10 protein-coding genes and 1 pseudogene are annotated in these 11,445 nt (G+C 63.3%); 4 read left to right on the forward strand and 7 right to left on the reverse strand.

Annotated features, from left to right (window positions below):
• The 4 genes and pseudogenes from BFP96_RS00505 to BFP96_RS00520 form a co-directional block, all read left to right on the forward strand.
• Window positions 1-596 (forward strand): annotated as a pseudogene (locus BFP96_RS00505) (ABC transporter permease); the annotation flags it as partial.
• Window positions 589-2,301: a formylglycine-generating enzyme family protein gene (locus tag BFP96_RS00510; protein WP_065935376.1), complete on the forward strand. Its 1,713-nt coding sequence runs from the start codon at window positions 589-591 to the stop codon at window positions 2,299-2,301. The pseudogene BFP96_RS00505 and the gene BFP96_RS00510, both read left to right, overlap by 8 nt.
• Window positions 2,302-2,385: 84 nt before the next feature.
• Window positions 2,386-3,309: a type VI secretion system-associated lipoprotein TagQ gene (gene tagQ, locus BFP96_RS00515; protein WP_065898080.1), complete on the forward strand. Its 924-nt coding sequence runs from the start codon at window positions 2,386-2,388 to the stop codon at window positions 3,307-3,309.
• Window positions 3,310-3,433: 124 nt separating this feature from the next.
• Window positions 3,434-3,808 carry a hypothetical protein gene (locus BFP96_RS00520; protein ID WP_057723695.1) on the forward strand — a complete coding sequence of 125 codons (375 nt, stop codon included), beginning with the start codon at window positions 3,434-3,436 and terminating at the stop codon, window positions 3,806-3,808.
• 129 nt (window positions 3,809-3,937) lie between these two features.
• On the opposite strand, the gene BFP96_RS00525 is transcribed toward BFP96_RS00520, so the two are convergent.
• From BFP96_RS00525 to exbB, 7 genes are all read right to left on the reverse strand, one after another.
• A complete protein-coding gene (locus BFP96_RS00525) occupies window positions 3,938-4,183 on the reverse strand; it encodes a DUF6124 family protein (protein ID WP_065893979.1) in 246 nt (81 codons plus the stop codon).
• A gap of 504 nt (window positions 4,184-4,687) precedes the next feature.
• Window positions 4,688-6,088, reverse strand: coding sequence for an aminoacyl-tRNA deacylase and HDOD domain-containing protein (locus BFP96_RS00530; protein WP_065935377.1), 1,401 nt, complete (start codon window positions 6,086-6,088; stop codon window positions 4,688-4,690).
• Between the two features lie 206 nt (window positions 6,089-6,294).
• Window positions 6,295-8,370, reverse strand: a complete 2,076-nt coding sequence (recG, locus tag BFP96_RS00535; RefSeq protein ID WP_065886936.1) for an ATP-dependent DNA helicase RecG — start codon at window positions 8,368-8,370, stop codon at window positions 6,295-6,297.
• An 8-nt stretch (window positions 8,371-8,378) separates the two neighbouring features.
• Window positions 8,379-9,299 (reverse strand): hydrogen peroxide-inducible genes activator, encoded by a 921-nt coding sequence (locus BFP96_RS00540; protein ID WP_057723306.1) that lies wholly within the window; start codon window positions 9,297-9,299, stop codon window positions 8,379-8,381.
• Window positions 9,300-9,456: 157 nt separating this feature from the next.
• Window positions 9,457-10,203: an energy transducer TonB family protein gene (locus BFP96_RS00545; RefSeq protein WP_065886937.1), complete on the reverse strand. Its 747-nt coding sequence runs from the start codon at window positions 10,201-10,203 to the stop codon at window positions 9,457-9,459.
• Window positions 10,200-10,625 carry a TonB system transport protein ExbD gene (gene exbD / locus BFP96_RS00550; RefSeq protein ID WP_003195519.1) on the reverse strand — a complete coding sequence of 142 codons (426 nt, stop codon included), beginning with the start codon at window positions 10,623-10,625 and terminating at the stop codon, window positions 10,200-10,202. The genes BFP96_RS00545 and exbD overlap by 4 nt, the downstream gene beginning before the upstream one ends.
• A 6-nt stretch (window positions 10,626-10,631) precedes the next feature.
• Window positions 10,632-11,445 (reverse strand): tonB-system energizer ExbB (gene exbB / locus BFP96_RS00555; RefSeq protein ID WP_065935378.1); only part of this gene is annotated, 814 nt, incomplete at its 5' end.

Raw genomic sequence — 11,445 nt, forward strand, 5'->3', positions numbered from 1 at the left:
ATGGCCGCGCCGTGCCGGCGCTGGGGTGGGCGGGTGATGCCGTGGCGGTGGGCGAGCAGCGGGTGTACCCGGCGTTTCGCTTGTATGCGCGCGGACTCACCGACGTGGAACCGCTGCGCCTGTATTTCGCCGGGCAGAATCTGCTGGTGTCGACCCAGGCGCAGACCATCGCCCAGGTGCAGTCGTTGAGTCGTAACCTGTCGGTGGTCTTCTGGATCATCTGCGGGTTGGCCTTGGCCGGTGCGTTTGCGGCGACCTTCGCCGGCGCGTTGGCGGCGGTGGCGCGCAAGCGTCGGGAGTTGTCAGTGTTGCGCCTGCTGGGATTTTCCACCGCCGCGTTGTTGCTGTTCGTGGTGCTGCAGGCGCTGTACAGCGCGAGTGTTGCCGCCGTGCTCAGTGCCGGGTTGTATGGCCTGGCCGAGGCGGGTTTGAACCGATTATTCGTGCAGGTGCCGGGCGAATACGCCAGTCATCTGTTGGCGCGTCACTACGGCCTGGCCCTGGCTGCCGTGCTCGGCGTCAGCGCCGTGGCGGCGGCGTGTGGGGGTTGGCGAGTGGCGCGTATCCAGGCTTCTGAAGGAATCAGAGATGTTTAAGTTACTGGGCGCCTGTATGGCGCTGAGCCTGGCCTCGCTGGCCTGGGCCGATGAGGCAAGCGACAAGCTCGACAACCCCAAGCCGTTGCCGGACGACGTGAGCCTGCCGCTGCCGTGCGAAGGCCAGATGGTGTTCCGCTACGCCTATGTGTTGGCCCAGGGCACCCTGGACGACCGCGAGGTCAGCCTCGGCTATCCCTTTGCCGAAGGCGAGGCGGGCTACCAGCAGTCGTTTATCTCCGGTTACCGGCGCGACTTCATCAACGGCCAGTTCACCCTCAAGGATCTGCCGAAAGACTGGAACAAGGTCATCGCGCCGCTGATGCCGAAGACCGACGCCAAAACCCCGCTCAAGCCGATGCTCTACTTCATCGGCAAGTACGAAGTGACGGCCCGCCAGTACGCCCAGGTAATGTCCCAGGCGCAGTCCCTGGCCAGCGGCGAGCCGGCTCCGGCCTGCGATGCGCCTGAGGGCATGGCCGGGCGTCTGCCCAAAGTGAAATTATCGCGTTTCGAGGCCGAGCGTTTCTCGGCGGTGTACAGCGCCTGGCTGATGAAATACCACCGCGAGTTGCTGCCGGTGAGCGGCCGTGGCGCCTCGGCCGACGATGGCGGCCTGGGCTTTGTGCGCTTGCCCACCGAAGTGGAGTGGGAGTACGCCGCGCGCGGTGGCCAGGCAGTGAGTCGTCAGGATTTGGAAGGGCGCCTGTTTCCACGCCGCGTCGAGGGCAGCGAAAGCGACGGGCCACTGGGCGATTACGCCGTGTTCAACCAGGTCGCCGGTGGCACCGGGCAGGCCGCGCGGTTGATGCCCATCGGCACCAAATTGCCCAACCCGATCGGTATGTTCGACGTGATCGGCAACGCTGCGGAAATGGTCCAGGAATCCTTCCAGCTGGTGCACGCCGGGCGCCGCCAGGGCACCTATGGCGGCTTCGTGGTCAAGGGCGGCAATTACCTGGAGGGCGAAGGCACGTTGTTCACCGGCATGCGCCGCGAATACCCGCTGTTTGCCGCCGACGGCACCGAGCAAAGCAACGAGACCACCGGGTTTCGCGTGGCGATTGGCGCGCTGTCGGCGCCGCGTTCGCGCTACAAGGAACTGTTCGCCCAGTGGCAGAAAGAAGGTCGCCTCGCCTCGCTGACCGACGCCATCGACGACGCCCAGGACCCGACCAAGCGCCTGGACAGCATCATTGCCGCCAGCGTCGATCCCAAGCTGCAAGCCGAACTGGGACTGGTCAACGAAGAACTCAAGCGCAACGTGTCGCTGATCGCCCAGCAGCGCGAAGAGGCGGCGGGCAACCTGATCCAGTCCGCTGCGTTGGTGGCCGAGACCATCAGCAACTACAACATCCGCCTGGCCAACCTGCAGAAAAGTCGCCAGCAGGCTGTGGATAACAAGGACACGGCCAGCGCGCAGTTATTTGACATGGCCATTACCAATGGGCGCAGCGCGCTGGATGGTGCAGTGTCGATTTACATCGACAACCTGGCCACCGGCACGCGCTACACCGATGCGGTGATCCAGGCCCAGTTTCAACGGATCAAGGAAGAGTTGGATCGCAAACCGGTGCTCGGCAAGAGCCTGGTGACGCGCGCAACACTGTTCGTTCGCCATGTCGGCAACTACCGCAAGCAACAGCGGGCCGACCCGGCAGCGATCTTGAAGGAATTGCTCGCAGCAAGCGGTCAGCGGTCTTGATCGTTGGCTGTCCAGCGAGCTTGGAAGGGACTCAGACGGCGGTGGGCCGTGCTGGGCAAGTCAAACTTAATAGAGATCACACCTATGCTTTTTTCCCGTAAGTCGGTTTCCAAGCGTCACCTGCTGCTGATCGCGGCCGGTTTCAGCACCGTGCTGACCGGTTGCGCTACGTCGCCTGCGTCCAAGGTCGCGTCGAGCACCAAGGTCGAGTACTACCCGAACTGCTACGAGCCGGTGCAGCACCTGCGCGCCACCGATTCGAACATGACCAAGTCGGTCGTGACCGGTGCCGCTATCGGCGCGGCCGGCGGTGCATTGCTCGGCGCCCTGACCGGCGACAAGGAAAAGCGCGGCCGTAACGCGGCTATCGGCGCAGCGGGCGGTGCCCTGGCGGGCGGCGCGGCGGGCTACTACACCGAGCGTCAGAAGCAGATCGCCGATGACAACCAGCGCATCGCTTCCTACTCCACCGACTTCAACAAAAGCGCCTCCGACATCGACCGCAGCACTGCCTATGCCAAGGCTTCGCAGCAGTGCTACCAGAGCGCATTCACCAAGCTGGTGGCAGACCGCAAGGCCAAGGCCGTCAACGACACCGAAGGCCGCAAGCGCCTGGCGGAAATCGTGGCAGGCTTGAAGGAATCCAACGACCTGATCGTTGCGGTCAACGGCAAAGCCAGCGAAGACCTGAACAACTACACCCAGGCCTACGAGAAAGACCTGCAGCAAGTGGGTGTGCAGCGTAACGACGTGGTCACCGTCGCCACTGCCGACACCACACCGGTCGCGCCGCCGGCCAAAGGCAAGAAAGTCGTCAAGCCGCCGAAAAAGAAAGTGCTGCCAGTGGTGCCAAAAGAAGCGGTGACCACCGAGAAGAGCATCCAGACCGTGCAGGCCAAGCAAGCTGAAAGCAAGCAGGTCGCCAGCGCCGGCAAGGCTCAGCTCGAAGGCAGCTGCCGCGATCCAAACCTGGCCGACTGGGCGCCGGTGCCTTGCCCTAACGTTTAAGCAACATGTTGCTATAAGCGTTAAACGCCAACCGATCTCCCGCTAAAGCGCGAGATCGGTGGCGTTCTCTTTGCAAATCGTTACACTGCTGCGGCCACTCAATAATTACACCGAGGCCGTGTGCATGAAATTCCGTCTTCTCCTGTGGGTGCTGGGCCTGATGATGGGCAAAGCCAGCCGCACCAATCCCGCCTTTCAGCAGCAGCTGGGTGACAAAGACCTGGCCTTCCAGTTGCAGACCCTCGACGGCAAGGTTGCCCGTCACTTCATCGTCAAAGACCAGCGCATCACCAGCCACTCGGGCGTACACCCGACGCCGGCGTTCGCGATTGCGTTCAAGGATGCCGCCTACGGCTTCGCCACGATGCAGGCGAAGAACAAGCAACTGGCGTTCATGACGGGGATTCAGGACAAGTCGATCCAGATCAAGGGCAACCCGGCGCTGGTGATCTGGTTCCAGGGGTTGACCAAGTATTTGAAGCCGAAGAAAAAGAAGTAGGCCTGATCGTTCCCACGCTCTGCGTGGGAACGCCGCTTTGGACGCTCCGCGTCCGCTCTTAAGGGGTGACGCGGAGCGTCACGGGATGCATTCCCACGCGGAGCGTGGGAATGATCAGAACTCGATCAATTAGGCCAGTTCAGCTTGACCCGAGACAGTGACTACTCGATCAGCCAGCAACTGTGCCAGTTCGATTAACTGCGTAACGCCCAGCAGTTCCTCTCGTTTCGGTCCTTCAAGGTCAAAGGCCAGGTCGCAACTCAGCGCATTGGCCGAGGCGAGTGTTTCGCTGAGGTTGACCAACAGATCTTCAGTGCTGATTCCATCGGCCACGGTAAATAGCCGCACGGGGGGATTTGGGGTGGGTTTGATCATGGTGAAACTCCGGAGATATTAAAGGAGCTGCCATTGATCGCCGCGACGCGATGGGGGTGGCAGCTGTACGCAGGTTCGCGGACCGACTCTCCAGAACATCGGCATACCCGAAGGTATCCCGCGCACAGCCGCCATAGCGCCGCACAGTAGACGACAAAAAAGCGCCAACTGAAAGGACACGATGACGCTTTGGCGTCTGAAGAAATACGGGCCGCGACGCCCGACCGCTGTGTGTGCAGCGGTGTACGGAGACTAGAGATTGAGTGTCCTAGGGGCAACCTCAACGCCTTGTAAGACGTTTCTGTTTTCCCAGTACCTGGCCGAACGGACAGTTATTTGGCTTTGCGCCAGCCAAGCTGAAGAAAAAGAAGTAGGCTTTCAGGGAGGCCGAGTTGGATTCATCGGGGGCAAGCCCCCTCCCACATTTGATCGCGTTCCAGCCTTGGAACGTGGCCGTTCGTGGGAGGGGGCTTGCCCCCGATAGCGGTTTTACAGGCTACCGATTCAGCCCTGACTGAACTGGGAGGCCAGTTCGCGGAGCAGCACCTCGGCATCCAGCACCTTGCCCACCACTTCCTCAGCCTTTTCCCGGCTCAAGCCCAGGCGCTCAAGCAGCGCATCCGGAATCGCCTCATCCGGCCCGGACCCAATGCCCCGGCTACGCAACAGGCGCACGGCCAGGCATACCAGGTTCGGGTATTCAGCGTACTGCCCGTCATAGGTGGGGTCGTGCTGGAAGCGCAGGGCGGTGGACAGCTCGTCCGGCATGTCCCAGTAGCGCATCAACCACGCACCGATCTGTTCGCGGCTGATACCGAGCAGGTGTTGCTCGACATAGCTGTGGCACACATGCGGGTTGACCTCCAGGTGGCGGCAGATCAGTGAGAAGTGTGGCGGGAATACGTGGGCCAGCAGCAGGTAGCCGAAGTTATGCAGCAGGCCGGCGAGGTAGGTCAGGCCGGCTTCGGGGCGCTGGGCGCGGGGCATGGCGCGGGTCAGGCCTTCGATCACGGCGGCGGTGTAGATTGATTGGTGCCAGTACGGCGTGGACTGGTGTGGGCGGTCCTTGGGCAGGCTCAGGGTTTTACCCAGGGCCAGGCCCAGCGCCAGGTTGATCACCAGATCGAAGCCCAGCACCCGCACGATGGCGTCTTCCACCGAGCGGATCTTGCCCGGCGAAGCGTAGTAGGGTGACGCTGCCCAGCTCACCACCTGGGCGGCCAGGGCCGGGTCGGTTTCAACTACGCCGGTGATGTCATCGATGGTGGCGTTGGGGTCGACGCGCAGTTTGATGATCTTCTGCGCGGTATCGGCCAGCGGCGGGATCTCGATGGTCGCTTCCAGGCGTTGCTGAATACGGCGGGCGGTGAAGGCCTGCATCGCCTGGGTGATTTCCTCGCGGTCATCATTGGGGCGGTCGAGGTTGGGGCGAATCTTGCTCAGCGGCTCGCCGAACTGCGCGGCGCTGGCTTTGGTCAGCATGGTCTTGAAGTGCTCGCTGGCGATTTCCAGCAGCAACCCGGCTTCGCCCGAATGCACCAACAGGCTCGACTCGTTGAGCAGGCTGCCTTCATACAGGCAAGGCGAACTGGTGAGTGGCGGCAGGCCCGGCAGCAGGTTCAGTTCGTGTTTGCCCAATATGCGCTCAACGCGCTCCGGTGCCACGGCGGTGAGGCGGCGCCCGGTGAGTTCGGTAAGGCGGTTGAGGTCGAGCAACTGGCTCTGGGGGAACAGCACCATGAGTTCGCCCACAGCATCTTCGAGCAGTACCGCCTGGACCTTTCGCGCAGGGTTCAGGCCAGGCTGTTCGATGACTTGCGTGTAGGGAATGGCGAGCTTTGCGAGCAGCGCCCGAATGACCGGCGGGGCGGTCAGTGGGGCTGTAGCGAGGGCGACTTCTGACATGGCCTGATCCAATTTCGTACAGTCACCGAAGTATAACCAGCTTGTTACACCTGTTGGTTGACTAACTTTGGTTTGTGATCGGGTGCGTGGCCCTTGTAGGAGCGAGCTTGCTCGCGAAAATCGTTAACGATAACGCTGGCAATCTGGATGACCGCGTCGTCAGGGCGGTTTTCGCGAGCAAGCTCGCTCCTACAGGGGGAGGGGCGTCAGACCTGGCCGTATTGCTGCCCGTGCCGCAGCCAGCGGTTGAGCAACGGGCTGACATGCTCCGGCCAACGCTCCAGCAGGGCTTGCGCTGCGTCGCGCACGGCGGGCAGCAGGTCGGCGTCGCGCATCAGGTCGGCGACCTTGAATTGCAACAGGCCGGTCTGGCGGGTGCCGAGCATTTCACCAGGACCGCGCAACTCGAGGTCTTTTTCGGCAATGACAAAACCGTCGTTGGTTTCGCGCATGATGCCCAGCCGTTGGCGGCCGATCTGCGACAGCGGCGGGTGATACAGCAACACGCAATGGCTGGCGGCGCTGCCCCGACCGACGCGGCCGCGCAATTGGTGCAGTTGAGCCAGGCCCAGGCGCTCGGGGTTTTCGATGATCATCAGGCTGGCGTTGGGCACGTCCACACCCACTTCGATCACAGTGGTGGCCACCAGCAATTGCAGGTTGCCGGCCTTGAACTCGGCCATCACCGCAGCTTTTTCGGCCGGTTTCATCCGGCCGTGGATCAGCCCCACCTTGAGTTCGCCCAGGGCGCTGGTGAGGTCTTCATAGGTGGTTTCGGCGGCCTGGCAGGTCAGCTCTTCGGACTCTTCGATCAGCGTACACACCCAGTACGCCTGGCGGCCTTCGGCGCAGGCGCCGCGCACCCGCTCGATCACTTCGACGCGCCGCGTGTCGGTGACCAGCACGGTGTTGACCGGCGTGCGGCCGGGCGGCAGTTCGTCGAGGATCGAGGTGTCGAGGTCGGCGTAGGCGCTCATGGCCAGTGTGCGTGGGATCGGCGTGGCGGTCATGATCAACTGGTGCGGGTTCATGCGCCCGCCCACGCCTTTCTGGCGCAGGGCCAGGCGCTGTTGCACGCCGAAGCGGTGCTGTTCGTCGATGATCACCAGCGCCAGGTTCTTGAACTGCACTTCGTCCTGGAACAGTGCATGGGTGCCCACCACCATGGGCGCGCCGGCGGCGATTTGCTCGAGGGAGGCCGCGCGGTTCTTGCCCTTGAGCTTGCCGGCCAGCCACGCGACTTCCAGCCCCAGCGGCTCGAGCCAGCGTTTGAAGGTGATGAAGTGTTGTTCAGCGAGAATTTCCGTGGGTGCCATCAGCGCGACCTGGTAACCGGCTTCCAGGGCCTGCAAGGCGGCGAGGGCGGCGACCACGGTCTTGCCCGCGCCCACATCGCCCTGGATCAGGCGCAGCATGGGTTCCTGCTGGCTGAGGTCGTAGGCAATCTCGTTGCCGACGCGTTGCTGGGCGCCGGTCGGTGCAAAGCCCAGGTTGGCCAGGTATTGCGCGGGCAGGCGCGTGGCCTTGGGCATCGCCGGAGCGCGCAGCGAGCGCATGCTTTCGCGCAGGCGCTGCTGGGACAGTTGATGGGTCAGCAATTCTTCGAAGGCCAGGCGATGCTGCGCCCAGTGATGGCCGAGGGCGAGTTCGTCGACATCGGCGTCGGCCGGTGGGTGGTGCAGGTAGCGAATCGCATCGGCCAGCGGTGCCAGTTGATAGTCGCGCGCCAGTTCCAGCGGCAGCCAGTCGGGCAGGCTTTGCGGGCCGAGCATCGTCAGGGTCTGCATGCACAACTGACGCAGGCGTTGCTGGGTGAGGCCTTCGGTCAGCGGGTAGATAGGCGTGAGAGTGGTGTCCACCGGCGGCGGTTCGTCGCCGGTTATGGCGCGGTACTCCGGGTGGTAGATCTCCAGGCCCGAGGCCCCCGGACGCGCTTCGCCGTAGCAGCGCACGCGGGTGCCGCGCTTGAGGCCTTCTTTCTGCGCATTGCTGAAGTGATAGAAACGCAGGCTCAGGCCGCCGGTACCGTCCTGCAGGCGCACCACCAGGCTGCGGCGTTTGCCCATGACCACGTCGGCGCCGCTGACAGTGCCTTCGATCACCGCGTCCTGACCAGGGCGCAAATGGCCAATGGGCACGACCCGGGTGCGATCCTGGTAGCGCAGCGGCAGGTGGAACAGCACGTCCTGAAGGTTTTCCAGGCCGACCTTGGCCAGTTTCTCGGCCATGGCTTCACCGACACCCTTGAGTGCCGTCACCGGCACCTGCGACAGCTCTGTCATACCGTTACTTAGCTCGCAGCAGGCGGTTTGGCCACCGAGCACAGGCGGATCGAGTCGGCGAGGATCTCAATCGCCTTGGGGCGCGGGAAGCTGGCGCGCCAGGCGATGGCCACGGTGCGGAAGGGCACCGGTGGCGTGAGTGGGCGTACTTCGATCACGCCGGGGGCGTAGTGATGGCTGTCTACCGCCGACAACGGCAGGATCGAAATGCCCAGGCCGGAAGCGACCATATGGCGAATGGTTTCCAGGGAACTGGATTCCACCGTGGTGTGCTTGGCGCCGTCGTTGCCCTTGGTCAGGGTCGGGCAGGCTTCCAGGACCTGGTCGCGGAAGCAGTGGCCTTCACCGAGCAGCAGCAGGCTCTTGTCGTTGAGCAGACCGGCGTCGATGCTGTCCTTTTTGGTCCACGGGTGGGAGGCCGGCATCAGGACATAGAACGGCTCATCGTAGAGCGGCAGCGTCAGTACATCCGCCTCATTGAACGGCAGGGCGATGATGATCGCATCCAGCTCGCCGTTGCGCAGTTTGTCGCGCAGGACGTGGGTGAAGTTTTCTTCGATATACAGCGGCATCTGCGGCGCGACGCGGTGCAGTTGCGGGATCAGGTGCGGGAACAGGTAGGGGCCGACGGTGTAAATGGCGCCGACCTTGAGCGGTGCGGTCAGCTGGTTCTTGCCGGCCTGGGCCAGTTCGCGAATGCTTTGCGCCTGCTCCAGCACTTTCTGGGCCTGGGCAACGATGCCTTCGCCCACGGGGGTGAGGCGCACGGCGCTTTTGCTGCGCTCGAAAATCAGTACACCGAGTTCGTCTTCAAGCTTTTTCACGCCCACCGACAGCGTCGGCTGGCTGACGTGGCAGCGCTCGGCCGCGTGGCCGAAATGCTGTTCCTGGGCGAGGGTCACGATGTAGCGTAATTCTGTAAGAGTCATAGCGGGCGTCCATGAAGTTGCGGGCCAAGCATACCGGCTGCAATCGATAGACGCACGTTATCAGAACTTTGCTGGGGATTGAGCGTGGAGTGGCGGGAATTTTGCTGAAGCGAGCAAGCGAATGTGGGAGGGAACGGGCCCCTCCCACATTGCCCGGCTAGCGGCGCCGCTTGTCGATGTTGTAAACAAACGGTGCGACGAGTTCCACACTGCCGTTTTTCAACAGGTCGGCTGGCGGTTTGGGCAAGGGTTGAGCCTTGCGGATCATGTCCAGCGTCGCGCGGTCCAGGTCGGCGTTGCCGGAGCGGCCTTCCAACTCATAGGACAGCACATTGCCTTCGCCATCAACCACGAAGCGCAGGCGGTTCATGCCTTCCTTGCCACGCTGCTGCGCGCCCGGCGGGTACTTCTTGTACTTCTGCAGGTGTGCCAGCAGGGTACTTTGCCAGGATGCCTGGGCGGCCATCTGTTGTGCCGATGGGCCGGGGGCGGGCTGCGCTGATTTTTGCGCAGGCGCGTTGCTCGGCGGGGTTTCGCTCGGTGGCTCCTCGGAAGGTTTTTCCTTGGGCGGCTCGGGCTTCTTCTCCACCGGCTTGGGCGGTTGAGGCTTGGGCTTGGGCTTGACCGGCTTGGGCACCTGGATCGTTGGCTTGGGCGCCTCGGCCAGTTTCGGCAGAGGCAGCTCCTCGACCGGTGGTGGCGGTGGCGCAACGACCTTGGGCGGTGCCGGAGGCGGCGGTGGCGCCGGCAAGGGTGCCAGGTCGATGACCATCGCGGCCGGCGGCAACTGGATCGCCTGGGGCGCGGACCATTGGAGCGCGATGATGATCGCGACGGCATGCACGCCCAGCACGACTGCGAGGCTGGTGCCATAACGCGTCAGTTTGTGGCGCGTCGTGATCATTTCTTGGCTGCCGTCTCAAGTCCGACCAGGCCTACCTTGAGGTAGCCGGCTGCCCGCAGGGCATCCATCACGCTCATCAGGTCGCCGTAGTCCACGCCCTTGTCGGCCTGGAAGAAGATCGTCGTGTCTTTCTTGCCCTGGGTCTTGGCGTCGAGCACCGGCCCCAGGGTTTCAGCCTTGACTTCTTCTTCACCCAGGAACAGACGTTGGTCCGCTTTCACGCTGAGGAAAATCGGCTTCTCCGGCCGTGGCGCCGGCTTGGCGCTGGAGGCGGGAAGGTCGACCTTGATATCCACGGTGGCCAACGGTGCGGCCACCATGAAGATGATCAGCAGCACCAGCATCACATCGATAAACGGTGTGACGTTGATTTCGTGGTTCTCGACGAGCTCGTCGTCGCCTTGATTCAAATGCAGGCCCATGGCCGATTACCCCACTTTCACCATGTGCGGTTGCGAGCTGCGCTCGGTAGGCAGGTGATCGAGGTCGCGGCTGACCAGCAGCAGGACTTCTGCCGAGGCATCCGACACCTGGGCCTTGTAGCCGGCAATCGAACGGGCGAAGACGTTGTAGATCACCACCGCAGGAATCGCGGCAACCAGGCCCAGGGCGGTCGCCAGCAGGGCTTCGGCGATGCCGGGGGCGACCACGGCGAGGTTGGTGGTCTGGGTCTTGGCGATGCCGATGAAGCTGTTCATGATGCCCCACACGGTACCGAACAGGCCGACGAAGGGCGCAGTGGAACCGATGGTGGCCAGCACGCCGGTGCCGCTGCTCATGTTACGGCCGCAGGCGGCAACCAGGCGCTCAAGGCGGAAGCTGACACGCTCCTTGATGCCTTCTTTTTCGCGGGTGTTGGCCGACAGGCGCATTTCTTCCAGCGCGTCGTGCACCAGGGTATTGGCCAGGGTGCCCTTCTTGGTCGCGGTTTCACTCGCTTCCTTGAGGGTGGTGGCTTTTTTCAAGTGGACGATTTCAGTGCGCAGGCGACGCTTGGCGCCCAGCAGCTCGAAGCCTTTGGCGATCCAGATGGTCCAGGTAATGATGGAGGCGATGGCCAGGCCGATCATCACGGCTTTCACCACCCGGTCGGCGTTCTGGTACATGCCCCACGGGGACAGGTCGTGTGCCATGCCCAGGGTGTTGTCTTCTTCCAGCACTACGCCGGTTTCGTCGGCAGGTGCTGCAGCCGGGGCCTGGTCGGCGGTTGGCGCGGCGGCTGGAGCAGCCGGAGTGGCGGCG

The organism is Pseudomonas sp. 34 E 7, assembly GCF_900005715.1.
GTDB lineage: Bacteria > Pseudomonadota > Gammaproteobacteria > Pseudomonadales > Pseudomonadaceae > Aquipseudomonas > Aquipseudomonas orientalis_A.